The 26490-nt window shown below is 44.1% G+C and carries 23 protein-coding genes; 8 read left to right on the top strand and 15 right to left on the bottom strand.

Annotated elements, in window-relative coordinates; all coding sequences use genetic code 11:
• The first annotated feature begins 226 nt into the window (after positions 1-226).
• Together sbcB and cdd are read left to right on the top strand one after the other, a co-directional pair.
• On the top strand, positions 227-1648 hold the full coding sequence (gene sbcB / locus G3R49_RS08070; RefSeq protein ID WP_167869278.1) for an exodeoxyribonuclease I: 1422 nt from the start codon (positions 227-229) through the stop codon (positions 1646-1648).
• Between the two features lie 23 nt (positions 1649-1671).
• Positions 1672-2565 carry a cytidine deaminase gene (gene cdd, locus G3R49_RS08065; protein ID WP_167869277.1) on the top strand — a complete coding sequence of 298 codons (894 nt, stop codon included), beginning with the start codon at positions 1672-1674 and terminating at the stop codon, positions 2563-2565.
• Between the two features lie 156 nt (positions 2566-2721).
• Here the strand turns inward: cdd and G3R49_RS08060 are convergent, their stop codons facing one another.
• The 10 genes from G3R49_RS08060 to yceD all read right to left on the bottom strand — a co-directional run bounded on the left by G3R49_RS08060 (position 2722) and on the right by yceD (position 10435).
• Positions 2722-3597, bottom strand: a complete 876-nt coding sequence (locus tag G3R49_RS08060) for an NAD(P)-dependent oxidoreductase (protein WP_167869276.1) — start codon at positions 3595-3597, stop codon at positions 2722-2724.
• Positions 3598-3608: 11 nt separating this feature from the next.
• Positions 3609-4097 (bottom strand): acyl-CoA thioesterase, encoded by a 489-nt coding sequence (locus G3R49_RS08055; protein ID WP_130597455.1) that lies wholly within the window; start codon positions 4095-4097, stop codon positions 3609-3611.
• A 114-nt stretch (positions 4098-4211) separates the two neighbouring features.
• A complete protein-coding gene (fabF, locus tag G3R49_RS08050) occupies positions 4212-5450 on the bottom strand; it encodes a beta-ketoacyl-ACP synthase II (RefSeq protein WP_130597456.1) in 1239 nt (412 codons plus the stop codon).
• Between the two features lie 137 nt (positions 5451-5587).
• Positions 5588-5821, bottom strand: coding sequence for an acyl carrier protein (acpP, locus tag G3R49_RS08045; protein ID WP_011496723.1), 234 nt, complete (start codon positions 5819-5821; stop codon positions 5588-5590).
• Between the two features lie 161 nt (positions 5822-5982).
• Positions 5983-6723, bottom strand: coding sequence for a 3-oxoacyl-ACP reductase FabG (gene fabG / locus G3R49_RS08040; protein WP_167869275.1), 741 nt, complete (start codon positions 6721-6723; stop codon positions 5983-5985).
• 10 nt (positions 6724-6733) lie between these two features.
• Positions 6734-7660 carry an ACP S-malonyltransferase gene (gene fabD / locus G3R49_RS08035; protein ID WP_167869274.1) on the bottom strand — a complete coding sequence of 309 codons (927 nt, stop codon included), beginning with the start codon at positions 7658-7660 and terminating at the stop codon, positions 6734-6736.
• A gap of 49 nt (positions 7661-7709) precedes the next feature.
• Positions 7710-8669 (bottom strand): beta-ketoacyl-ACP synthase III, encoded by a 960-nt coding sequence (locus tag G3R49_RS08030; RefSeq protein WP_130597459.1) that lies wholly within the window; start codon positions 8667-8669, stop codon positions 7710-7712.
• Positions 8670-8677: 8 nt separating this feature from the next.
• Positions 8678-9706, bottom strand: coding sequence for a phosphate acyltransferase PlsX (plsX, locus tag G3R49_RS08025; protein ID WP_167869273.1), 1029 nt, complete (start codon positions 9704-9706; stop codon positions 8678-8680).
• Between the two features lie 15 nt (positions 9707-9721).
• Positions 9722-9892: a 50S ribosomal protein L32 gene (rpmF, locus tag G3R49_RS08020; protein WP_011496728.1), complete on the bottom strand. Its 171-nt coding sequence runs from the start codon at positions 9890-9892 to the stop codon at positions 9722-9724.
• Positions 9893-9910: 18 nt separating this feature from the next.
• The gene (yceD, locus tag G3R49_RS08015; protein ID WP_130597460.1) at positions 9911-10435 is read right to left on the bottom strand and encodes a 23S rRNA accumulation protein YceD; all 525 of its coding nucleotides are present in this window, start codon (positions 10433-10435) and stop codon (positions 9911-9913) included.
• Positions 10436-10672: 237 nt separating this feature from the next.
• Here yceD and G3R49_RS08010 point away from each other — a divergent pair, with 237 nt between their 5' ends.
• Positions 10673-11290: a nucleoside triphosphate pyrophosphatase gene (locus G3R49_RS08010; RefSeq protein ID WP_167869272.1), complete on the top strand. Its 618-nt coding sequence runs from the start codon at positions 10673-10675 to the stop codon at positions 11288-11290.
• Positions 11291-11530: 240 nt separating this feature from the next.
• Here the strand turns inward: G3R49_RS08010 and G3R49_RS08005 are convergent, their stop codons facing one another.
• Together G3R49_RS08005 and rluC are read right to left on the bottom strand one after the other, a co-directional pair.
• Positions 11531-12184 (bottom strand): HAD-IA family hydrolase, encoded by a 654-nt coding sequence (locus tag G3R49_RS08005; protein ID WP_245335285.1) that lies wholly within the window; start codon positions 12182-12184, stop codon positions 11531-11533.
• A 69-nt stretch (positions 12185-12253) separates the two neighbouring features.
• Complete coding sequence (gene rluC / locus G3R49_RS08000; protein WP_167869271.1) at positions 12254-13210, bottom strand: 23S rRNA pseudouridine(955/2504/2580) synthase RluC; 957 nt, start codon at positions 13208-13210, stop codon at positions 12254-12256.
• Positions 13211-13806: 596 nt separating this feature from the next.
• Here rluC and rne point away from each other — a divergent pair.
• The 3 genes from rne to G3R49_RS07985 all read left to right on the top strand — a co-directional run bounded on the left by rne (position 13807) and on the right by G3R49_RS07985 (position 20386).
• A complete protein-coding gene (gene rne / locus G3R49_RS07995) occupies positions 13807-17166 on the top strand; it encodes a ribonuclease E (RefSeq protein WP_167869270.1) in 3360 nt (1119 codons plus the stop codon).
• A gap of 187 nt (positions 17167-17353) precedes the next feature.
• Positions 17354-18913: a SulP family inorganic anion transporter gene (locus G3R49_RS07990; protein ID WP_130597465.1), complete on the top strand. Its 1560-nt coding sequence runs from the start codon at positions 17354-17356 to the stop codon at positions 18911-18913.
• A 285-nt stretch (positions 18914-19198) separates the two neighbouring features.
• Entirely contained in the window at positions 19199-20386 is a 1188-nt protein-coding gene (locus tag G3R49_RS07985) for a C45 family autoproteolytic acyltransferase/hydolase (RefSeq protein ID WP_167869269.1), read from the top strand.
• A 115-nt stretch (positions 20387-20501) separates the two neighbouring features.
• Here the strand turns inward: G3R49_RS07985 and G3R49_RS07980 are convergent, their stop codons facing one another.
• Entirely contained in the window at positions 20502-21416 is a 915-nt protein-coding gene (locus G3R49_RS07980; RefSeq protein WP_167869268.1) for a bifunctional methionine sulfoxide reductase B/A protein, read from the bottom strand.
• 490 nt (positions 21417-21906) lie between these two features.
• On the opposite strand from G3R49_RS07980, the gene G3R49_RS07975 reads away from it, so the two are divergent.
• Together G3R49_RS07975 and ylqF are read left to right on the top strand one after the other, a co-directional pair.
• Positions 21907-22746 carry an isopenicillin N synthase family oxygenase gene (locus G3R49_RS07975; protein WP_167869267.1) on the top strand — a complete coding sequence of 280 codons (840 nt, stop codon included), beginning with the start codon at positions 21907-21909 and terminating at the stop codon, positions 22744-22746.
• Positions 22747-22861: 115 nt separating this feature from the next.
• A complete protein-coding gene (ylqF, locus tag G3R49_RS07970) occupies positions 22862-23797 on the top strand; it encodes a ribosome biogenesis GTPase YlqF (RefSeq protein WP_130597469.1) in 936 nt (311 codons plus the stop codon).
• Between the two features lie 207 nt (positions 23798-24004).
• Here the strand turns inward: ylqF and G3R49_RS07965 are convergent, their stop codons facing one another.
• The gene (locus G3R49_RS07965) at positions 24005-24472 is read right to left on the bottom strand and encodes a low molecular weight protein-tyrosine-phosphatase (RefSeq protein ID WP_167869266.1); all 468 of its coding nucleotides are present in this window, start codon (positions 24470-24472) and stop codon (positions 24005-24007) included.
• 451 nt (positions 24473-24923) lie between these two features.
• On the bottom strand, positions 24924-25934 hold the full coding sequence (locus G3R49_RS07960; RefSeq protein ID WP_167869265.1) for a hypothetical protein: 1011 nt from the start codon (positions 25932-25934) through the stop codon (positions 24924-24926).
• Positions 25935-26490 lie beyond the last annotated feature (556 nt).

Raw genomic sequence — 26490 nt, 5'->3', positions numbered from 1 at the left:
TATGCACTGCTATTAACTGCGCGTAACTGCATGTCAGCTAAGGATACTTTAGGGGAACCGGTGTACATATTTATGAAACAACCTTAATCCCTAAGTTCCTAAATGTAAGCAGACTGGCTTGATGCAAGATAAGTCAAAGTGAATTAAAATGATGAGAGCGCAACATTTTTAAAGCTTAAGCTATTTATTTAAGCGATTAAAACGAAGAAAAAGAAAGATCAAACAAATGAATAAAAACGATAGCGAGAGCCCGTCTATTTTTTGGCATGACTACGAGACCTTTGGTGCAAACCCAGCAAAAGACAGACCTTCCCAATTTGCGGGGATCAGAACCGATTTAGATCTCAATATCATTGGCGAGCCAGAGACATTTTACTGCAAAATTGCTCCTGACTACCTTCCAGCACCCGAAGCAATATTAGTCACAGGGATCACCCCGCAACTAGCCAATCTTAAAGGCAGCCCAGAAGCTGAATTTATGGCGAAGATTAATCGTCTATTTGCCACACCAAATACCTGTGTTGCTGGCTACAATTCGATTCGTTTTGACGATGAGGTCAGCCGCTATGGCTTTTACCGTAACTTTATCGACCCTTATGCACGTGAATGGCAACACGGCAACTCTCGTTGGGATATTATTGATTTGGTCAGAGCCTGTTATGCGTTTAGACCTGAAGGTATTGAATGGCCAATGGGTGAAAACGGTGCACCAAGCTTTAAGCTAGAGCTACTCACCCAGGCAAATGGTTTAAGTCACGAGAAAGCCCACGACGCAATGTCAGATGTTTACGCCACCATTGATATGGCAAAGCTCATCAAGCAAAAGCAGCCTAAGTTGTTTGATTACTACTTTAACTTGCGCCGTAAACAAGCAGTAGCTGCACAAATTGATGTACTCAAAATGACGCCGCTAGTCCATGTGAGTAGTAAAATTAGCTCTGCCCAAGGGTGCACCACCTTAATAGCTCCCGTTGCGTACCACCCAACCAATAAAAATGCGGTTATTTGCGTTAACCTTGCTATGGATATTGAGCCTTTGCTGTCACTCACTCCAGAGGAAATCGTTGAGCGTATGTACACGCCAAGAGCGCAACTTGCTGAGGACCAGCTACCTGTCGGTGTCAAGCTGGTGCACCTTAACAAGTGTCCATTTATTGCTCCAACAAAGCTACTTGATGAAAAAGTCTGTGAGCACATCAATTTCGATATCGAATTTGCAAGAGACCAATATAGAAAGCTAAGGCAGAATACTGAAATTCGCGAGAAGCTAAATGCGGTATTTGAAATCGAATCAGACCGCGCTGAAATCACTGACCCTGATCTTATGCTCTACTGCGGCGGCTTCTTTAGCCCTGCGGATAAATCTAAAATGGAGATTATTCAGCGCACAGCCCCAGAGCACCTGGCAGCACTTGACCTACAATTTGAAGACCAAAGAATTAATCAAATGCTGTTTCGATATCGCGCACGGAATTATCCAGCAACCTTGTCTGATGAAGAATCGCTCAAATGGCGAGAGTTTTGCCAGCAACGCTTATCAGATCCCGATTATGTGATAAACCTAGAAAACTTGGTCGAAGAAACCAGCCAAAATGAACACAAACAAAAATTACTAAAAGCCCTATTCCAATACCTACAATCGTTATAGTAAGTGAATACAAGGAAAGGAATATGCAAGATAGATTTGCACCTGCGTTAAACCAATTACCACAAGAATTAGCCACTGCCATCGTCCCGATTTTGAACGAGCAGTTTAATGGTCACATTAGCGCCGAGCAGCTAGCCAACTTAAGTGAGCAAACCAAGCTAGAAACTAATGAGTTATTGCTTGCGCTATTACCTATTGCGGCAGCACTAGCAAGCCCTGAACTCAGCCAGTTTTTTGTTGGCGCGATAGTCAAAGGTCGCTCAGGCAAAATATATATGGGAGCCAACCTAGAACTTCCAGGTGAAGCACTGTTTCACACGGTACACGCCGAGCAAAGCGCTATTAGTCATGCTTGGCTTGCCGGTGAAAAACACATTGAAGCCATCATTATTAACTTCAGCCCTTGTGGCCATTGTCGCCAATTCATCAATGAATTAATTGAGGGGCAAGATGTGACTATTCACCTTCCTAATCAAAGGCCACAAAAGCTGTCCCACTATCTGCCCTATGCTTTTGGTCCTGCAGATTTACAAGTGACTCAACCGTTATTGACTGAGCAGAACCTCAATTTTGTATTGCCTAGTGATGACCCTGTTATCATTGAAGCGCTTGAGCAGCTCAATACTAGCTATGCTCCTTATACGCAAAGTCATGGCGCTGTCGCACTGCAGATGGCTGATGGTAAAATCCTTTGTGGACGATATGCTGAAAACGCCGCGTTTAATCCATCAATGCAACCAATGCAAATGGCGCTGACCAACCTTGTCCGCAGTAATTACCAATTCAGCGACATTAAACGCGCGGTACTAATCGAGTCTGCAGCAGGGAAAATTAGTTTAGTTGGTGCGGCAATGGATGCGCTTCATTCGGTCACGGCTGTTGAGCTAGAGCATTTAGTGGCTGAGCCACAAACCTAATGCGACTCAACGAGTAAAGCTACTTAACGGCTAAAGCTATTAGCATATTTGCTTTGTTGCAAACGGTCATAGTAAAAATAAAGGACAGCATTTGCTGTCCTTTTGTTTTGTTAATTAGCAGTGCTGAACGACTAACTCGTTGACATATAAACTCAGTTAACTGCGAGTTTTCTCTAAACGTGCCATTAAGCTTGATGTGTCCCAGCGATTGCCTTTCATTGCTTGCACTTCTGAATAGAATTGATCCACAAGCGCGGCGACAGGTAAATGACTGCCATTTCTGCGCGCTTCTTCAAGCGCGATGCCTAAATCTTTGCGCATCCAATCGATAGCAAATCCAAAGTCATACTCGCCTTCCCACATGGTTTGATAGCGATTTTCCATTTGCCAGCTTTGCGCGGCGCCTTTGCTGATAACCTCAACAACCTTAGGGCCATCTAAGCCGGCGCTGCGGGCAAAATGCAGTCCTTCTGCCAAACCTTGAACCACCCCGGCAATGCAAATTTGGTTCACCATTTTGGTTAACTGACCACTGCCTACTTCACCAAGCAGCTCTGCGCAGCGGCTGTATGCGTCAATGACAGGTTTAACCTGATCAAAATCTTTTTGTTTACCACCCATCATCACAGTTAGTACGCCGTTTTCAGCACCGGCTTGACCGCCAGATACAGGCGCATCCAAAAAGCGAATATTATTTTTGGCAAGTTTGGTCGCTAGCTCTCTGGCGACATCGGCAGATGCTGTTGTGTGATCGACTAAAATACTGCCACTTTTCATGCTTTGAGCGACACCATGTTCACCAATCACCACCTGACGCAAGTCATCATCGTTACCAACACAAGTGAACACGATGTCTTGCTCTGCAGCAGCCTGTTTTGGCGTTGACGCAAACTCACCGCCATATTGAGCAACCCACTTTTCCGCTTTAGCGGTAGTACGATTGTATACAGTAACTTGATGGCCGTTTTCTTGTAGAAAACCCGCCATCGGGTAGCCCATTACTCCTAGGCCAATGAATGCAACCTTTGCCATGCCATCCTCTTTTAGTCTATGGTCGGTTTTACGTGCGCTTCCATTTCTGCGCCAATACGTTTACGCATATCCATTAGGCGCAGCGCACTGTCACGTAAACGAATGTCTTCTTCTGCTTCAGGTATCCACTCGGGTACAGGAGTGGGTTTACCTTCGTCGTCGACAGCTACCATAATCACAATACAATGTGTGGTCAATTGACGTTCGGCATTTTTGGGATCGCCAGCTTGTACATCAATTGCCACATGCATCGAGGTGGCACCGGTATAAATTATCTTGCCAGTAACCTCAACAATATTGCCTACATGAATTGGCTTAACAAAACGAATACCGCCTGCATATGCCGTAATGCAGTATTTACCACTCCAACCTGCAGCCGTTGCATATGCCGCAAGGTCAATCCACTTCATTACTGCGCCGCCGTGAACCTTACCACCAAAGTTAACATCCGCAGGTTCGGCTAAAAACCGTAAAGTAAGCTCTCTATCTTGACCCGCCATCGTCGCCCCTCTATTTGTCATACAATTACTGTTAAGTTCAGTATACCTATAAAAAAAGCGCGTAACGCGCTTTTTTAATTGAATTATTCGATAGTGACGATTAATTGCTTGCTATTAGACCTTCTTGAACATCAACGAACCGTTGGTGCCACCAAAACCAAATGAATTGCATAAAGCGTAATCAAAACTATGTTTGCGCGACGTGTGTGCAACGAAATCCAAATCACAACCTTCATCTGGATTATCCAGGTTAATGGTTGGAGGTACATGTTGATCGCGTAGTGCAAGTACAGTGAAGATAGCTTCAACCGCACCAGCTGCACCTAGCAAGTGACCAGTCATTGATTTGGTTGAGCTAACTAACAGATTGTAAGCATGCTCATCAAATACAGATTTAACAGCTGCAGCCTCAGCTTTATCACCCGCAGGTGTTGATGTGCCGTGCGCGTTAATGTAACCCACTTCGGTCTTAGCAACGCCTGAATCTTTAATCGCATTTTCCATTGCTGCAGCGGCACCTGCACCATCGGCTGGAGGTGAAGTCATGTGGAATGCATCGCCGCTCATACCAAAGCCCACAAGCTCAGCGTAAATTTTTGCGCCGCGCGCTTTAGCGTGCTCATATTCTTCAACAATCATCATGCCTGCGCCATCGCCAATAACAAAGCCATCGCGGTCTTTGTCCCATGGGCGGCTTGCCGCTTTTGGATCGTCATTACGAGTAGAAAGCGCTTTTGCTGAGCCAAAACCACCTACGCCAAGTGGGCAAGTCACATCTTCACTACCGCCTGCAACCATCACATCAGCGTCGCCATAAGCGATGGTACGCGCAGCAAAACCGATGTTATGCACGCCAGTCGTACAAGCGGTTGTTACAGCAAAATTCGGACCTGTCATGCCATACTTAATCGACATATGGCCGGCAATCATATTAATAATCGTGCTTGGTACGAAAAATGGAGAAACCTTGCGAGGACCGCCTTTTAATAATGCACTGTGGTTTTGTTCAATCAACCACATACCGCCCATACCAGCGCCAATCGCTGTACCAACGCGGCTAGGGTCTAATGCGCTCATATCAAGACCTGAGTCATTCATAGCTTGGATGCCAGCTGCCATACCATACTGAATGAACAGATCCATTTTTCGCGCGTCTTTTTTCGATAAGTATTGTTCTATATCGAAATTTTTAACTGAGCCGCTAAAGCGGGTGCCATATTCGGTAGCATCAAATTTGGTGATAGGCTCGATGCCACTTTGGCCAGCAAGCAATGCTTGCCAAGAGGTGTCCACATCATTACCAACTGGGGTGATTAACCCTAAGCCAGTAATCACTACGCGACGTTTAGACATGGTAATTACCTTCATTGTGATGAACCAACGTAAAAGCAATCAAGAAACAGCATAATGAATTTTACGTTGATGGTGTTTTATCGGGGTTTAAACAAAAACAGGCGGCATAATTGCCGCCTGTTTCTGAGAATTCTGGATTACTGATTCTTAGAAACGTAATCGATCGCTGCTTGAACAGTGGTGATCTTTTCAGCTTCTTCATCTGGGATCTCAGTGTCAAACTCTTCTTCAAGAGCCATAACTAGTTCCACGGTGTCTAGAGAATCTGCACCTAAATCGTCTACAAAAGAAGCAGCTGATTTAACGTCTTCTTCTTTAACGCCTAGTTGCTCGATGATGATTTTCTTTACACGTTCTTCGATGTTGCTCATTAGTTCTCTTTCCTATTCAAATTACGCACTTGCGTAAGATTGCGAGTAGTTTATTAGATTGAGGTAACATTGCAAGTATAGATTCTGTGGTCTAACCACAAATTTACAATTTCAATGCTACCCATGTTACTCAAAAATTTGGCATGTTACTGCCAATCGCTTTAAACCATATACATACCGCCGTTCACATGCAAGGTTTCACCTGTAATGTAAGCGGCTGAATCTGAGGCTAAAAACAATACTGCATTGGCAATTTCTTGCGCTTGCCCTAATCTCTCCATAGGTACTTGCGACATGATAGCTTGTTGCTGATCTTCTGTCAGCTCATCAGTCATATCGGTTTGGATAAACCCTGGAGCAATAGCATTCACTGTTATTTGACGAGATGCAACCTCCTTCGCAAGAGATTTTGTAAATCCAATCAAACCGGCTTTCGCTGCGCAATAGTTAACTTGGCCTGGATTACCCATAGTACCGACTACAGAGCCAATGCTGATAATACGACCTTGACGTTTTTTCATCATAGAACGCATCACTGGCTTAGTTAGCTTAAATAATGACGTTAGATTTGTGTCAATGATGTCTTGCCACTCATCATCTTTCATACGCATCATTAAGTTATCACGAGTGATACCAGCATTATTCACTAGAATATCGACATCGCCAGCTTTTTCTTTGATCTCAGTATATAAATCGGCCACTGATTGACTATCTGTGACGTTGAGCACCATTCCAAACCCTGTTTCACCTAGGTAGTCTTGAATTGCAGCGGCGCCCTTTTCACTGGTTGCGGTACCAATGACGGTTGCACCTGCCTTTTGAAGTGTTTCAGCAATAGCACGGCCAATACCGCGGCTAGCGCCAGTCACTAGAGCAATTTTGCCCTCTACAGAAAATGACATGAAAATTCCTTTATTCAGTAAGAGCTGCAAACGAAGCATTGTCGTTTACAGGTTTTGCTTTAATTGATTTGTTGATTCTTTTTGCAAGACCCGCAAGCACTTTGCCAGGGCCACACTCTGCCATTTGAGTAACACCTTGCTCTGCCATGTACTCAACGGTTTCGCTCCAACGCACAGGGCAATATAACTGACGTACTAATGCATCTTTAATTGCATCACCGTCTGTTAGCGTTGCAACGTCAACGTTATTAATAACAGAGATAGTCGGCGCATTAAAATTAATTGCTTTTAATGCAACGGCGAGTCTATCTGCGGCAGGTTTCATTAGCGCACAATGCGATGGTACGCTCACTGGCAGAGCAACCGCCATTTTCGCGCCCGCAGCTTTACATGCATCAGCTGCGCGCTCTACCGCGTGCTTCTCACCAGCAATCACGACTTGACCTGGGCTGTTGAAGTTAACTGGGCTAACAACGTCACCTTGAGCCGACTCTTCACAAGCTTTAGCAATCGCATCATTATCTAGACCGATAATTGCGAACATAGCACCTGTGCCTGCAGGAACCGCTTGCTGCATTAGTTGACCACGTAGTTCAACCAATTTAACGGCGTCGGTAAACTCAATGACACCTGCACACACAAGCGCTGAGTATTCACCTAAACTGTGGCCAGCAAGAAAGTCTGGCATAGGCTTGTCAGCTGCAAGGTAAGCGCGCCAAATTGCGACGCTTGCCGTCAATAATGCAGGCTGAGTTTTATCTGTTTCATTTAGCTTTTCAGCAGGGCCTTGCTGAACTAACTCCCATAAGTCATAACCCAGTGCTTCACTTGCCTCAGCAAACGTTTGTGCGACAACTTGTTGTGACTCGGCAAGCTCAGCAAGCATACCGACTGCTTGAGATCCTTGGCCAGGGAAAACAAATGCTAATTTTTCCATGTGTATATACCTGTTTGTTGTTATTTTTAGTCGTATAAAGACCAGTCAATTAGAACTTAACTAGCGCACTGCCCCAGGCAAAACCTGCACCAAACGCTTCAAGTAATAACATGTGACCACGCTGAATACGTCCATCGCGCACTGCTTCATCTAATGCGATAGGTACTGACGCAGCAGAGGTGTTACCATGCTTTGCTAGCGTCAACACCACCTTATCTAAACTCATGTCGAGTTTCTTCGCAGTGGCTTTAATAATTCTAAAGTTTGCCTGATGTGGTACTAACCAGTCGATTTCAGATTTATCGACATTATTAATCTTCAATGTCTCGGTAACTACATTAGACAATTGTGTCACCGCGACTTTAAATACATCATTGCCTTTCATGGTCATATAGCCCACGGCTTCTGAACTTTCATTAGCACGTGGTGGGAATGAACATTTAAGCAAATCGCCTTGACTACCGTCAGCATAAATATGGGTATTAATGATACCTGGTGTATCGCTTGTACCAATTACAGCAGCGCCAGCACCGTCACCAAATAATATGACAGTGGTTCTGTCATCTGGTTCACATAAACGTGAAAGCACATCGGCGCCAATGACTAATACTTTTTTAGCCGCGCCATTTTTAACAAATTGATCAGCAACTGACAGAGCGTAAACAAAACCTGAGCAAGCTGCAGCTACGTCAAAAGCAGGAATGTTTTTTATGCCTAACATGGCTTGTATTTCACATGCCGCTGCAGGAAATGCGTTCGGCGCTGATGTGGTGCCGCATACAATCATGTCGAGTTCACTTGGGTCAACACCCGCCATTTCTAGCGCATTTAGTGCAGCCTGATAACCCATGGTTGATACCGACTCATCTTGAGCGGCAATACGGCGTTCAGAAATACCAGTACGTTCAACAATCCATTGGTCACTGGTTTCGACCATTTTTTCGAGATCTTGGTTACTTCTAACCTGTGCAGGCAGGTAACTGCCCGTTCCGAGAATTTTTGTGTGCATAAAAAAGATCAGCTATTGATGTCTAAAAGTATCGACTCCAGACGATCATTAATCATATCTGGTAGACGACGTTGCGCTTCAGTTGCCGCTAGATTTATTGCTTGTAAAAAGGCAGCTTCATCAGCGTTTCCATGACTCTTTACTACTATTCCGCGCAATCCTATCAGACTTGCTCCGTTATAGTGGTCGGGGTTCATCTTGCTGAGAACACTTTGAATTCTAGGCGCTATTAATTTGGACAATAAGCGAACAATTAGACCGTCTTTAAGGCCATTTTTGAGCTGGTGCACTAAGAGTTTAGCGATACCCTCAGAAGTTTTAAGCGTGATGTTACCCACGAATCCATCGCAAACAATCACATCAACATTACCGGTATAGATTTCATCACCTTCGACAAAACCAACATAATTTAATTGATCGGTATGTTGCAAAATCTGCCCTGCTTGCTGAACTTGGTCATTGCCTTTTATCTCTTCAATGCCGACATTCAATAGCGCAACCTTTGGTTGAGGGTTCTTGTGAATGGCTTCATACAACACGCTACCCATCACCGCATACTGAAACAGAGTCTCAGAGTCACAGGCGACATTAGCGCCAAGATCTAGCAAGTAAACAGGTTTGGCTGTAACTGCTGGCAGACAAGACACCAACGCTGGACGGTCAATACCAGGCAACATCTTCAAAATGATTTTCGACATTGCCATTAACGCACCCGTATTACCGGCGCTTACGCACGCGGCAGCGCGGCCATCTTTAACTAACTCGAGCGCTAAACGCATTGAGCTGTTTTTACGGAAACGCAAAGCATGGATCGGTCTATCACACATGGTCACAACTTCGGTGGTGTGAATGATCTCGATACGGGAAGTAACTTCTGGGGAGACACCTTTAAGGTGTGGATTTATTTCGGCTTCGTTACCCACCAAAATAAATTTTAGAAATGCTTGAGATTTCAATGCCTGCACGGCGGCAGGCACTGTGATGTGGGGGCCATGATCGCCCCCCATCGTATCTAACGCAAGCGTCAGACTATTCATAAGGCTAGCAACAAATTACTTGTTGATTACCTTTTTACCGCGGTAGAAACCGTCAGCAGTCACGTTGTGACGTAAGTGTAGTTCACCGCTAGTTGCGTCTACAGATAGTTGAGCAGTGCTCAATGCATCATGTGAACGGCGCATACCGCGCTTAGAACGAGATTTTTTATTCTGTTGTACAGCCATTTGACCTGTCTCCTACGATTACTTGCTCTTCAGTTTTTCTAACACTGCAAACGGATTTGGACGCTCCTCTTGAGCTTCTTCGATTTCGCCTACAGCTATATCTTGTGAACCTTGCTGACAATCTTCATCATCGTGCATGGCAACAATTGGCATAGCGACTATCAATTCATCTTCGATCAATTGATGTAGACGTACTTCTCCAATCTCATTAACCTCAATTGGATCATACGCATCCGGGAGCTCATCGATTTCTGCCTCAGTCTTACAAGGACTAAAACAAAAGTCGACCGTAACCTCAGTAGTAAATTGTGTCATGCAACGTTGACATAGCAGAGTGAGCTCCGTCACAGCCTTCCCGCGAAGGTAGACTATCCCCTGTAAGTCGACACCACATTCCAACGACACAACTACGTCGGAACAGTCGCCGGCTGATAATTCATTTAATCGCTTGTTCTGCTTGCCAGGAATGATGCCTTCATAACGAAGACGACTCGTGGCGGCGCGAACTGGATCAATTGAAACCGGTATCTTTACTGTTTGCATAAGGCGCGCATATTATAGTTTGCAAGCGTCAGAGTCAAAGAAAATTTCCCTAAATACGATGATTTATCACCCTATTCGTGGGCTAAGTGCTCTTTTACACTAACGCCATATTAAAACGAAGCAGAATTCTACCCAACAGCATGGTTCAAAACAAGCTGTTGATCGCTAAAAATCTACATTTAGAAATTAATTTTAGTAAACTCTCAGCCATCAGATAATTATTTAATCAAAAATGCCATGAAAGCTAAGTTAACCCTGGGTTCTAGCTCAGTTTATCGCCAACAATTATTGGCCAAATTAAACCTCGAATTTGACTGCTTAAGCCCAGACATTGACGAGTCCCCTCTCGCAGCTGAGTCGCCGACAGCATTAGTTGAACGCCTTTCTATTGAAAAAGCTAAAGCAGTGGCAAAAATGTGCTTAGAAAAGCCCTCTAACGGCACAAGCGCAGAGAAACCTAAGCACTTGGTTATTGGTAGCGATCAAGTAGCGGTGATTAATGGTGAAATAATTGGTAAACCGCTGACCCATGAAAATGCGGTCAAGCAACTGCTTAGTGCCTCTGGAAAAGCCATCACTTTTTATACAGGGCTTGCAGTGCTAGATGTTAACAAGAACACAGTACATAGCTGCGTTGAGCCCTTTACTGTACATTTTCGACAATTAACGAAAACGCAGGTTAAAAATTACGTGTCAGCCGAGCAACCACTATATTGCGCCGGGAGTTTTAAAAGTGAGGGGCTTGGCATTGCGCTATTCGACAAACTTGAAGGCGACGATCCAAACACCTTAATTGGCCTGCCGTTAATCAAACTTACCGACCTACTTAGTCAGCATGACGTGCACGTGTTGTAGTTAACCAGAAAGCCTATTTAACGTGTAACGTCTTATCTCTCGCGTTTTGAAAACACTACGCACAAGGCGAACTCACTAAGTCTCGATAAAAAGCGGCGATAAGTATGAGCTTGTATAAAAGTAGAGGGAGTACATTTGCTCCCCTTTAGCTTTTTAAAAATAAGTTATTCAAACTTATTGTGTTTGCAAATCCAGAAAACAGGCTAATCTTGCGATAGCTTTACCCTTTATAACAAGCCGCTACAACAAGCCCTTTATATCTGATGGTGTGTTAACCACAGCAACTGGGTTAGCGCTGAGCAGCTTAGCCTCACTGTGAGCACCGTAGCTTACGCCGATGGCATCCATACTCGCATTCGATGCCATGGTCATATCAATAATCGAGTCACCAATCATCACAGCATCGCTTGCGCTTACATTAAGCTCTTCCAGTAATGAATTGAGCATTTGAGGGTCAGGCTTACTCGCTGCATCACTTGCACTGCGAGTCGCTTTGAAATACTTACCTAAGCCTGTCGTCACTAACATTCTATCTAGCCCAGGTCTTGCCTTACCCGTTGCCACAGCTAAGGTGTAACCTTCATCATAAAGCTGCTCGATAAGCTCAACCGCACCCTCGAACATTGGCGTGTCAATGGTGCAGCTTTTATATTGCTGGCGATAACACTCCACCAACTCATCTTGCTTATCAATGACGTTAGGAAACAAAATTGGCATCACAGTGGGTAGCGACAGACCTATGATATCCCGTACTTGTTGCTCACTCGGGACAGGCTGACCCATTTGCTTGGCAACATCTTGCATACACACCACAATTTTAGTGATGGTATCCATTAAGGTGCCATCCCAATCGAATATGACGAGTTGGTACTTCTTGCTTTCTTCAATTAACAAACTTCTATGACCCTGTCTTGTGCGAGAAATCTAGTGCCAAATCACCTATCTACTTTTTCTTCGTAGTAGCTAGGCTTTCTTTAACTTGTCTAATGTTGCTTGCAACACGTCATCAAGCGGCGCTTTAACCATGGTAGTCACTTCAGAGTCTGGATGAATAAACTTAAGCTCTGCAGCATGCAAGAATAAGCGATTTAAACCGATTGCTTTCATGCTGTCGTCAAACTGCTGGGTGCTGTATTTATCATCACAAGCAATCGCGTGGCCTGTGTATTGGCAATGAACACGGATTTGATGGGTTCGACCCGTCACGGGCGAAGCCTTAACTAATGTGGCACCTTGGTAGCGCTGCATGATCTTAAAGCGCGTTTCAGACTCTTTTCCTTCTTTGTTAACCCGCACAATGCGCTCACCTGATTTTAAGGTGATCTTTAACAGCGGCGCTTTCACCACTTTATCTTTTGCCTGCCAATCACCGCGCACTAACGCAAGGTAATCTTTTTGCATGGTCTTTTTTCGCAGTTGGTCATGCAAATGCTTAAGTGCGCTGCGCTTTTTAGCAACTAGCAATACACCAGAGGTATCTCTATCTAAACGATGTACTAGTTCTAAAAACTTTTGCTGCGGGCGCAATGAACGTAAGCCTTCAATCACCCCAAAGTTAACGCCGCTACCACCGTGAACTGCGATGCCAGCAGGCTTATTCAGCACAATTAAGTGCTTATCTTCGTGGATAATACGCTCTTCAAGCTGAGCCACTTGCGACAAGTTTGCTGACGGCGCGGTGCGATAGTCTTTTTCAGCTACGCGAACCGGAGGAATACGCACGATATCGCCAATTTGTAACTTGTACTCAGGCTTAATACGTTTTTTATTTACCCTTACCTCACCTTTACGCACAATGCGATAGACCATGCTTTTCGGCACGCCTTTAAGTTTGGTAAGAAGGAAGTTGTCGATACGCTGCTCAAAATGGTCTTCGTCAATCGTGACCATCTGCACTTTAGTGGAGATTTCTGTTTTCATGTTACGCCATACTGTTATTACCGCGACATTGTAACTGATCTTAGTTAGCAATTGATATATTAAGAATGCCGAGTTTTGATTGCTGAATTATATGTTTATTGCTATATTTGCCGACTAGATGCGGGTAAGCAGTGGATAAAGTGTTCACAAATCCCCCATCCTGCGAAGAATAAGTAAAAGAACAAGTGAACTTTGTCGGTCGCAACTCATTGATTTGCAAACTGTACTAATTATTTTAACAGCCAAATTAGCTGTTACAGTTAAACCGTAAGTAGCAACTAAATTTTCTTAGGTTTTTTTACCCAAATTCGCCCCAAAATCGAACAATATTTTAGCTTGTTATCAGACAACACGATTCGACTTGGGCATTAACGGACTAGAAATTGATTTATGGGGTTTGTTGACTAACGAATTCCTTGTTTTTGTAACAACTAGAAAATAAGCCATAAATAGGATGCGACACGCAGCGATTGCGTCTAACAGTAATGCGCACCTCCCAGCCTGATACCAGCCGCGACGGCTGCACTTTAGAAGATCAGGCCCGTAATGCAGACAATCTGTTGTTTGATGACCATTATTAGAAGAATGATGTCATCATGAAACGCATGTTAATCAATGCAACTCAATCAGAAGAGTTGCGTGTAGCCCTTGTTGACGGGCAACAACTGTACGATCTGGATATTGAAAGCCCAGGTCATGAGCAGAAAAAGTCAAACATCTACAAAGGTAAAATCACCCGTGTTGAACCATCACTAGAAGCAGCTTTTGTTGACTATGGTGCTGAGCGTCACGGCTTCTTACCACTTAAAGAAATCGCTCGCGAATACTTCCCTAAAGGTTACTCTTTCCAAGGCCGTCCAAACATCAAAGAAGTGGTGTCTGAAGGTCAGGAAGTTATCATCCAAATTGATAAAGAAGAACGTGGCAACAAAGGTGCTGCACTAACAACCTTTATCAGCCTTGCGGGTTCTTACCTGGTCCTCATGCCAAACAACCCTCGCGCAGGCGGTATTTCTCGTCGTATCGAAGGTGATGAGCGTAGTGAACTTAAAGCTGCAATGTCAGAGCTTGAAGTACCACAAGGTATGGGCTTAATCGTTCGTACAGCCGGTGTAGGTAAAGATGCAGCTGAGCTAAAGTGGGACCTTAAAGTTCTACAACACCACTGGGAAGCGATTCAAGAAGCGGCAAACAGCAAGCCTGCGCCTTTCTTAATCCATCAGGAAAGTAACGTCATTGTACGTGCAATTCGCGATTATTTACGCCGCGATGTTGGTGAGATCTTAATTGACCACCCACGTATCTTTGAAGAAGCTAAGCAACACATTGGATTAGTGCGCCCTGACTTTGTAGAGCGTGTAAAACGCTATGAGTCGGAAGTACCGCTATTTACTCACTACCAAATTGAGTCGCAAATCGAATCAGCATTCCAACGTGAAGTGCGCCTGCCATCAGGTGGCTCGATTGTTATCGACCCAACTGAAGCATTAACTTCAATCGATATTAACTCTGCCCGCGCAACTAAAGGCGGCGATATCGAAGAGACGGCACTAAACACTAACTTAGAAGCAGCTGACGAAATTGCTCGTCAATTACGTCTGCGCGACCTAGGTGGCCTAGTGGTTATTGACTTTATCGATATGTCACCAGTTCGCCACCAACGTGAAGTTGAAAACCGCATGCGTGATGCTGTCCACAGTGACCGTGCTCGCGTTCAACTTGGTCGTATCTCACGCTTTGGTTTAATGGAAATGTCGCGCCAGCGTCTGCGCCCTTCTCTTGAAGAGTCTGCAGGTCACCTGTGTCCTCGTTGTCACGGTCAAGGCACTATTCGCGGCACTGAATCTCTAGCACTGTCTATTCTTCGCTTAATGGAAGAAGAAGCAATTAAAGAGAACACCAAGCAAATTGAAGCGGTAGTACCTGTTGATGTAGCGGCTTACCTGCTTAACGAAAAGCGTAAAGCAATCCGCATTACTGAGCAGCGTCATGACGTTGAAGTATACGTTATCCCAGACCGTCACATGGAAACGCCAGAATATCGCGTAGTACGTCGCAAAGCTGACGATGAAGTGACTGAAACGAGCTACAAGCGCGTTGAACAGCCAGAAAACAAGTTATACGAACCACGTAAACTTGAGCGTGCAGCAGCGCCTGAGCCAGCAATCAAAGGCTTTGGTGCACCTAAGCAAACGCCAGCTAAACCGGCAGCTAAGCCTGCGAAAGCTAAGGCAGAAGAAAAGCCAGGTTTATTCAGTCGCATCTTCAGTGCTATTGCCTCGCTATTTGGCAGCGAAGAAGAAAAGTCTGACAACAAAGACAAGAACAAAGGTAAAAAAGGCGGTCAGCAAAATCGTCGTAACCGTCGTAACGAGCGCCAAGATAACCGTAATGACAAACGTCGTAAGCGTGGTGAGTCGAATGCAAAAGACGGTAATGACAACCGTTCACGCAAAAATGCTGATCGTAACGCTGATCGCAATGAGCGTAATAAGGCTAAAGCTGATCAAGACGAGAACAAGCGTAATAAGTCTGCTGATAAAGCTAACCGCAACAGCAAGCCAAAGCGTGACAACGTAGAAAAGAGCCCTAAGCAAGAAGCGGCTCGCGAGCGTCGTCAACGCCGTAATATGCGCCGTAAAGTTCGCATCGAAAACGAAGCGACTAATAACGAGCAAACACAAGTTGCGCTAGCAACTGAAGAAGCAAACGTAAAAGCGACTGTCGAAGCGCAAGTTACAGAAAAGCCAGCGGCTGACACTCAAAACAGCGAAGGCCAAGCTGCGCCAAAAGCTAAAGAGCAAAAGTCAACTCGTACTCGCCGTCCTCGTAAAGAGCGCGTGAAAAAAGTTGAGCAAGAAACTGAGCAAGCGGCTGAAACGGTAGAAGTAGCAACAGAGGCTAAAGCAGAGACTGTTGAACAACCTAGTGTTGCTGTTGAAGCTAAAGCTGAAAGCGTAGAGGTTTCTCAAGCGACAGCAGAAGCTGCAACCACAGAAAAAGCTGAAGCGGCTACTACAGACAAAGCTGAAGCAACTGGGGAAGATAAAGCCGAAGACGGTAAGCGTGAAGGTCAGCGTCGTAGCCGTCGCAGCCCTCGCCACCTGCGTGCAGCAGGCCAACGCCGTCGCCGTGACGATGAAGATACCGCTCAAGCACCAGTATTTACTCCGGTAGATGAACTTGAAAAGCAACTTGACGCAGAAAACAACTCAGCGACAAGTGAAGCACAAGCTCCAAGTACATCAGAAGCACCAAGTAAATCTGAGGCTAAAGTAGACACGCCTGCTCCTGAAGCTGTAATTGAAGCACCGACAACTGAAACGGTTGTTGATGCGCCAGCTGCAGAGCCTGTTGTTGAAGTAGCTGCTGAAACCGTAACTGAAGTGGTTGTTGAAACAGAAACACCTGCTGAAGCACCTGTTGAAAAGCCAGCAACCGAAAAGGTAGTTGAAGCACCTGCTGAAGTGAAAGAGCCAGTGGTTGAAGCTCCAGTTGTTGAAGCAAAAGTTGAAGCGCCAGCTGAAACTCCGGCTACTGAAAAGGTCGCTGAAGCGCCAACTGAGCAAGCTGTTGAAGCGCCTGTATCAACAGCATCAGCAGAGCCAGCAAAACCTGCGAGTGCGCTAGCATCTAACGCATCTGCACCTATGGCTAAGCCAGCAGCGATTAAACCGCCTAAAGCTCAAGACAAAGCCGAAGTAGCGGCAGAGTCAAATGAGACTCCAGTTGAGAGTGAAGGCAACAGCGTGTCAGCCCCAGCAGCGAAACCAACTGCGAGTCGATTTGGCTCTATGGTTGGCTCAGAAATGGCTAAGCCAAGTGTGGAAGTGCGCGCTGCGCAACAAACACCACAAGGTAAAGACTATGCAAGTGCTCAAGCACCTGCGGCTAAACCAGCTAAATCGATGACAGCAAACAGCGCGTCATCAGATATGGCTCGCCCTGGTCAATAGCCTTTAACCCCTAAGAAAAACCACGCTTAGGCGTGGTTTTTTTATGCCTGAATATTGAAAAGACATTAGCTACTCCTAAAGTTAAATAATTCTACTTAAGGCTATTTTCAGGTTTAGTGAGTGATTAATTTTTGTTAACATGCTCACAATTTTTTTGACAACCCCAACAATACATATCAGAGGCATCATGTTCGATCTTCTTCGACACAAAACAAGTAGTAGCAAAGCCGATATTCTCTCGGGATTAACCGTGGCACTGGCACTTATTCCTGAAGCTGTGGCTTTCGCATTCGTAGCACATGTTGAACCTATGGTAGGTTTATACGCTGCATTTATTATGGGGCTAGTCACCGCAGTCATCGGTGGTCGACCAGGGATGATTTCAGGTGCAACCGGTGCAATGGCGGTTGTTATGGTTTCACTAGTGGTTGAACACGGCGTGCAATACCTGTTCGCCGCCGTTGTGCTTGCCGGTATTATTCAAATTCTCGCGGGCGTATTTAAACTGGGTAAATTCATCCGCATTGTGCCTTACCCTGTAATGATAGGCTTTGTTAACGGTCTGGCGATTGTGATTTTCCTCGCTCAGCTTGGCCAGTTTAAAGTCAAAGACGCTGCAGGCAATATGGTTTGGATGGCACAAGAGCCATTAATGATCATGCTAGGGTTAGTGGCACTAACCATGGCAATCATTCATTTTCTACCTAAGCTAACCACGGCTGTGCCCTCTTCACTGGTTGCTATCTTAACGGTTACTGGTTTAGTAGTTGGTTTAGATCTTGATACCCGCAACGTATTAGACTTTTTGAAAACCATGAGTGGTGATGAAGCAGCAACCATTGCAGGTACCCTGCCATCATTTGCCATCCCAAGCGTGCCATTCAATTTTGAAACCTTTTACATCATCTTGCCTTACGCCTGTATTTTAGCGGCAGTTGGTTTGATTGAGTCACTCCTTACCCTAACGGTAATCGACGAAATGACCAATAGCCGTGGTAAAGGCAACAAAGAATGTGTTGGCCAAGGTGTGGGTAACATTACCTCTGGCTTCTTCGGCGCTATGGGTGGTTGCGCGATGATTGGTCAATCAATGATTAACATCAACTCTGGTGGTCGTGGTCGTCTATCGGGTATTACTGCCGCCCTAGCCTTGCTAACCTTTATCTTATTCGGCGCAGCATTCATCGAAATTATCCCACTGGCAGCGCTAGTTGGCGTAATGTTTATTGTGGTACTTGGTACGTTTGAATGGGCAAGCTTTAAGGTGATGCGCAAAGTACCTAAGCACGATGCATTCGTGATTGTACTTGTGACAACCGTTACCGTATTTACCGACCTTGCCTTTGCGGTATTTGTTGGTGTTATCGTGTCTGCTCTTGTATTTGCTTGGGAGCACGCTAAGCATATTAACGTTGAAGTATCGACAGACGCTAACGGCTGGAAAATTTACCGTGTAAACGGCCCGCTATTCTTTGGCTCTGTGGCAAACTTCCTTGAACTATTCAAAGCAGAAGATGATCCACAAGATGTGATTATTGATTTTCAAAACTCACGCGTTGCCGACCACTCAGCATTAGATGCCATCGACACCCTTGCTGAGCGCTATTTAAAAGCAGGTAAGCAGCTACATTTGCGCCACTTAAGTCAGGATTGTAAAGCACTACTGCATAAAGCGGGTGACTTGGTTGAAGTGAATATGATTGAAGATCCACACTACAAGGTGGCTGACGATAAGCTTGACTCATAAACCTGTTTAAATTTCAGGCTTTATCACTCAGTGAAATCAAACTAAATAGCGGCCCTAGTGGTCGCTATTTTTTTACGCAGTTACCAGTCATTTTCTTAACGATACCTATGAGACAGGCATCACAAATCATTTGGGAGTTATGCCGTTTAGGCAATAAAAACCGTGATCTAGCCATTATTTCAAACGCTTATATTTACTAAGGCATTCTAAACATTTTAATAAATACTAGTTAAAAACCTTGCCCTATGATGAAACCAAGTCGAAACACATTGTTAAGGTTGAATCATGAAAAAGACCCTTCTAGCTAGTTTAATCGCATTCACCGCGTTTAGCGCTAACGCAGAACTTATCCAACACACAGATCAAATCGGTGAAGTACAGTTCACGGGTTCTACTTACGAGCTAGGTAAACACGTTGGTGAAGTCGCTGGTGACCAAGTAGAAAGCGCTATCGAGCGTTTCAGCGACACCCTAGGTCAAATGCTTCCAGGACTAAGCGCTGAGTCTTTATCTAAGTCTTTCGATGACCAACAAGTATTCGCTAAGCTTAAGAAAGCGAGCCCAGAGTCAGCATCTTACATTCGCGGTCTTGCAGATCAACTAAACAAGAACCCTAACCTTCTTCTTGCAGTTGCTATGTCAGATGAAGCGATCCTTGAATCTCAACGCAACGGCGGTATGGGCTTCCTACAGGCTGAAAAAGGTGCTCACGACCCATCTGCTCCAGCAAAATGTACTTCAATGGCAGTAGCGGCTTCAGGCAATAAAGCATGGGCGGCATCTAACTTTGACTACATGGGTGTTAACTACACTGGTCTGCTAATGCTTAAGCACACTGACACTGACGGTAAAACTCGCCTGATCCAAACTTGGGCTGGTCTAATCCCTTACGGTGGTGTCACCAAAGGTGCTCAAGTAATGACCATGAACACCATGGCTGACCAAGGTACGCTACGTGAAAAAGACGGTGGCGAGATCCTAAGCGATACTGCGACTCCTTCTTTCTACTTAAGCTGGGATGTTTACAACACTGAAGATTACGCAGGCATCAAGTCAGTATTCGACAAATACCCAGAGTACACAGCTTTCTTCACTTACACGGTAGCTTCTGCGAACCAGCCAGCGATGAACATCGAGAACACTTACGGCGGTAAAGTAAACTACTCTGAGGGTGAGTACAAAGCACACGCTAACCACTCTGTTTACAACCAGCCTGCTGAGTTTGTTGATGAAGCATTCGCAGCACACTCTCTTGCGCGTCAAGATGCGGCTGAAAGCTTCATGGCGAAAGCATCTATTGAAACTCCAGAGTCAGAAGTACGTGAGCTTCTGCAAAGCAAACCACTTTGGAAAGGCCGTGGCGACATGATGGGTACCGTAACCAACACTTACTATAAAGTTGACGGTAAGAAAGTTGATGTTTACTTCCAAACTGACAGTGAGCACAAGCCAGTTCACATGACTAACTACTAGATACTAAATAGTAGTCAGCTAGTGTTAGTATTAAAAAGAGCGACCATTGGGTCGCTCTTTTGCTATCTACCGCATACACAACCCACTGCTACACAACCCTCTACTAAACAGAAAGTTACTTCAATAAGTGCTGAAACAGCTCAGTCACCTTATCGACTTTAGGTTTAACCACCATCTGACAATAAGGCTGTTGAGGATTGTTTGCATAATAATTTTCATGTTTTAGTTCGGCGGCATAAAACTCATCAAATTTAACCACTTGCGTCACAACTGGGTTATTAAACACCTGCTTAGATTCAAGCTCAGCAAGCGCTGCATTAACTAGGTCTGCTTGCACTTGATCATGCACAAATATCACTGAGCGATATTGTGGGCCTACATCATTACCCTGGCGGTTAAGCGTGGTTGGGTCGTGTGAGCTAAAAAACACCGCAAGCAAGGTTTGATAATCAAGTTTCGTAGCATCAAACTCTACCTGCACAACTTCAGCATGATGAGTGTTGCCACTACATACTTTCTCGTAGTTGGCATCTTCTGCAGAGCCACCGCTATAACCTGAAGTGACTTTCTCAACCCCATCTAAGCGTGAAAATATCGCCTCTAAGCACCAGAAACAACCGCCGCCAAAGGTGGCAAGCTTAGTAGACTGCTTAGCTTCATTATCTATTACGCTCTCTTCGATTTCTTTAAACGTCATCGACACCGAGTTAACACAATGGCGCACGTTAGCCGGCGTTAACATCTCACCTTCAAATACGTGCCCTAGGTGACCTCCACATTCAGCGCATACAATTTCAGTTCTGTGTCCATCAGCATCCGGCACGCGTGTTACCGAACCTTTGATTTCGTTATCAAAAGCAGGCCAGCCGCAATGAGCTTGAAACTTGTGTTCACTCAAATAAAGCGGTGCTTCGCAGCGCCTGCAGCAGTACACACCTTTAGCGTTGTGATCGACATATTCGCCTGTAAACGGCCGCTCTGTGCCCTTTTGTTCAATTACATAACGTTCAAACTCTGTTAGTGGTTTCATGTTATTCCTCTACCACAAATCTCACCTTGGACTTGCTCTAGTCGATGTGATGATATGACCTAATCTCTATCAAGTGTACGGTAATATAGGGCCTGCTGCTCTTTCAAGATTATTTTTGCAGCTGCTTGTTGGAAATTTATACAAGGCAGCGGCTTTGATGTGTGGTTGTTCCACATGATAAGTCGTTAACGCAGTAGAAATGACAACAAGCGCTGCCGGAACGGTTCGTTTAAAAGCACTTTACTCTTTGTTGCGAGCGAATTTGTTTAGGTGACTAGACGTCATCGCTCGCGTCGCGATTAAAGTGCTTTTAATTCGAACAAATTCTAATCAGCAAAGAACAGCAGGCCCTAGTGATCACGATCAAATAATTGCAGCCAATTGCGACAATAGCTACCATTAGCTCGGGTTCAAATTGGAGCGAGTCACAAGAACTCGCCCAATGCTGATAAAAACACACATAAAAACTTATAAAAATAAGATCATAAATATGAAACTAGAAACTATCGACTACCGCAGTGAAAACTGCGCCGAGCAATTTGTAAAATCGCTCCACGAAACTGGCTTTGGGGTCTTAAGCCATCATCCAATTGAGAAATCGCTGGTAGAGACCATTTACAAGCAATGGTACGAATTTTTCAATAGCGACAACAAAGACGACTTTTTGTTTAAACCAGAAACGCAAGACGGATTCTTCCCAGCTTCTATCTCAGAAACCGCCAAAGGCCATAGCGTTAAAGACATCAAAGAGTACTACCATGTGTACCCTTGGGGCCGCATTCCTGAAGAGCTTAAACAAAATATTCTTAAATACTATGAGTCAACCAACGCGTTAGCAGCAGAGTTACTCAGCTGGATTGAAAAATACTCGCCAGCAGATGTAGCCAAACACTACTCAATCCCACTATCGCAAATGATTGAGAATAGCCAAAAAACCTTGCTTAGAGTATTACACTATCCGCCACTTCAAGGTGATGAAGAACTAGGCGCAATTCGCGCTGCTGCACATGAAGATATTAACCTTATCACCATATTACCTGCCGCCAATGAGCCAGGATTACAGGTTAAAACTAAAACTGACGAATGGATTGATGTGCCAAGTGACTTTGGTAACCTCATCATTAACATCGGTGACATGCTGCAAGAAGCTTCCCAAGGCTACTTCCCATCAACATCGCACCGTGTGATAAACCCAGAAGGCGCTGACAAAACGAAATCACGTATTTCACTGCCGCTGTTTTTACATCCAAACCCAGAGGTAGTGCTGTCAGACAAATACACAGCCGACTCTTACCTTATGGAGCGACTACGCGAACTTGGGGTGATTTAAGCTTAGGGCTTGACAGCTGCACAACAAACAAGCGTCTTCGGGCGCTTTTTTTGTGCTTTTAATCAATGAACAAGGTAGAATACCGCTTCATTTTTGAGTGACAAAAGGCAACATCATGGCTATTCAATGGTTCCCAGGACACATGCATAAAGCGCGCAAAGAGATCGAGAAGGTTATGCCTCAAGTCGACCTCGTGATTGAAGTGCTCGACGCGCGTATCCCATATAGCAGTGAAAACCCGATGATTGCTAAACTGCGTGGCGAAAAACCGTGCATTAAGTTACTCAACAAAGCTGACCTTGCCGATCCGGTTATTACCGAGCAGTGGATTGAGTACTTTGAACAAGAGCAAGGTGTCAAAGCCTCTGCTATCACCACACTGCAACCTGGCATGGTCAAAAAAATCCCTGATATCTGCCGTAAATTAGTGCCTCACCGCGACGTTACCGAAAAAGACATTCGCACCATGATCATGGGGATCCCAAATGTGGGTAAATCTACCATTATCAATACCCTTGCAGGTCGCGTTATCGCGAAAACGGGTAACGAGCCAGCAGTCACCAAGAATCAGCAACGCATTAATCTGCGCAATGGTATCGTACTATCCGATACACCAGGCATTTTGTGGCCTAAGGTAGACAACGAATCAAGCAGCTACCGCTTAGCAGTTACTGGCGCGATTAAAGATACGGCTATGGAATATGACGATGTCGCCATGTTCGCAGCTGAGTACTTTTTAAAAGCGTACCCTCAAGAAATGATGGAGCGTTACAAGCTAAAAGAATTGCCAGAAACCGATATTGAACTGCTAGAGGCCATTGGCCGCTCACGTGGCGCATTGAGCGGTGGCGGTCGTATTGATTACCACAAAGTATCAGAACTGTTATTACACGAGTTCCGCTCAGGCAAGATTGGTCAGCTAACCCTTGAAACTCCAGCAATGGCGGAAGTTGAAAAGCAAAAAGTGGCAGAACTACTGGCAGAAAAAGAAGAGCTTAAAAAGCAAAAACAAGAGCAAGAAAAACGCAAACGTTCAGGAAAGCGTCACTAGTTACCTCTGTTCTAAGTAGTGTTTGCACTAATGCTTGCGCTAAATATTAACCGCGCCTGTTTGCGTCTAACGTTTATCCCTATTGCGCTTAAGCTTTCCTAAGCCGAAAACTGCAAAAGCCACAGTCATCACTGTGGCTTTTTATTAGCTTAAAATCGGCTACTTACTTTATGACTTTGCACTTAGCACTGCTGGCTGGCCCACTTGTTATTTAATGCTAATAGCAAGTGCCGACAAGCTGTCTTCTAATAAATCGAGTACCAACTCAAAACCTTTGTTACCGCCATAGTATGGGTCTGGCACTTCAGTCACATCTGCATCGCCAAAGGCTAAAATCATTTTAAGCTTATGCTGCAAATGGCTTGGACAGCGCGCTTGTAAGTCCGCCATGTTGTCATTATCAGCCGCTAATATCAGATCAAAGTTTTCAAAGTCACTGTTAGTAACTTGTCTTGCTTTCATACCTGAAAAATCTAAGCCGCGTTTAACACCCGCAGCTACAGAACGTGGGTCTGGTGCATTACCCTGGTGATAAGCAATGGTGCCAGCTGAGTCTACCAACACATCTAGTTGATGCTTAGCAACCTGCTGCCTAAATACCGCTTCTGCAGTTGGCGAGCGGCAAATGTTGCCCATACATACGAATAGGACGCTAGAAATCTTATTATTTTTCATAAATACAATGACTTAAATTTAATTGAACAGCAAATAGATTAGAACACCAACGAAAACTTTAACCTATTCTGCGATGACTGCATACTTTATTGGAGGAATATCCTTAGTCTTGATTAGAAACTCAATTGATGCGCATTAACAATGAGCAAACCTGTTTACACCTTAGTTGAGCCTATAGCTAACTGGACTAACGAGCCAACTGACTTGAATAGTGCCTTCATAAGGTTATCCGATGAATGTCTAGTGCCCCCCCTAGCCAACTAAAGGAATGACAGAGTTAGGCAGTGATGAGATCTCAATAAGAGAGCCTCTATAGGTGTTTGCTGTAAACAATTTTAACGGCTACGATGACAGAGCGAAGTAGTTTTTTTGCTGATTTATGAAGAAATTAGCTGCCTCTCGGCAGCTAAAAACTCTTATTGTTTATTTGATGGCAGTAGGTTCATATGTGTTAGATTTTACTAGACGATTTCCTCGCGAATCTAAGTAAATTTGACAAATATTCACTCTCATATGGCTTAATCGTTTGGTCAATGTTCTCAAGGCCAGACTTCATAATTGGATGATCTATTTCTGGATTAGTTAATCCTCGTGTTTTTCTTAGAAAAAATATACTTAAAACTTCTAAAGGGTAATAATATTCCAACGAAAGGTTTTGAAAATCATAATATCTATTTCCATTAAAACTATCCTGTCTGCACTGGTGTGTATGCCTGTCACAAAGCTTAATAATCATTTCTTCAAATCTTTCATTACATTTCATGTCCCAATTTTCAATCAGTTCATTAAGTAAAGGGGCATCATATGCACATTTAGTCTCAATTAATCTCTGAACATCTTTACTTCCATCATAAGAATTTATAAGTCGAATCAGGAAGTGTTGAGTTCTCCTACGGCCAAAACTATCCCCTCCATCATTTACAACTTCATTCTTCAATGCGAAATTAATTCTATTTCGCAAATCAAGTGCAAAATCTAACCATCCCAAGGACAAGCAAAAACCTATAGTTGAGCCCACATGACGTAAATGGCAGACTGTTTTTTGTTTTCTTTTACCACTATGAAACTCTTCCAAAGAATTTTCTAGGAGCACAAATTCTATTTTGGTAGACCAATACATAAACGTAATAGCTTTTCTGAATGTGTTTTCCCAATCTTTATTGTTTTCAAAACACTCTGAATAAGCATCGAGTACCAACCTAGTCGAATATTGACCTAAATCTTGTCCCATATTATATAGAGTATATTTCCTTTCACTGTATTCCATATTGAGTTTTTCGCTCATTTCTCTAGACATATGACTAAATTGAAAGTCTTCTCCTCTAGAACATTTTTCAAGCCTTAATACACTTTGGCTGTAGTCCACACTCCATTTATTTATATTCTTAACGTAAGTAGATAGCTTTGGAAATCTTTTGTAAATTCCTGTTGTATCGTCTTTCAATTCGTTAGGCTTATACACTAGGAGTCCTTAAATTCTAACGCCTTACTAATGGGCGCATAAATGCTTGGCTAAAATTAGCGATGAAGGAGCACAAGCCAAACGTTTTGCGTCCTTTTGAGTAACTTGTTAGGTATTCTTTGTACTTTGCCAAAAGATAACAACTGAAATGATAAACGAACTTACACTTAGAATTAATACGTTTTCTAAACCTTGTGGGGTATTTATACCCTCCAGAAAATTGTTACCTTTTACCATTGCTACCAACGTTAAAGTACCTATTAAAACTAGAGGGCTAATTACTCCAAAACAAATAGCGGATTTTATGCGAGATAATTTAGAAGCACATAGTTCGCAAAAAATCCAAGCCATAAAGCTAAAGATACTTGTCATTGCGACACCAATTAATGAAAGCATCAGAAACGCAGAGGACCTATTTTGAAAAGGCACGTCTTTCAAATACAAAGTTATTGGCATAATTGGGAAAAGTAGAACACTAAACATTGCTAGTGCTGGAAATAGAACTAGCTTTAATGGAATGTATTTACCACCAATATAAGATTTCATACAAATTTTG

Origin of the sequence: Shewanella sp. WXL01 (assembly GCF_012263345.1) — a bacterium.
Taxonomy (GTDB): Bacteria; Pseudomonadota; Gammaproteobacteria; order Enterobacterales; family Shewanellaceae; genus Shewanella; species Shewanella maritima.
This window is presented reverse-complemented; position numbering and strand designations above follow the sequence as displayed.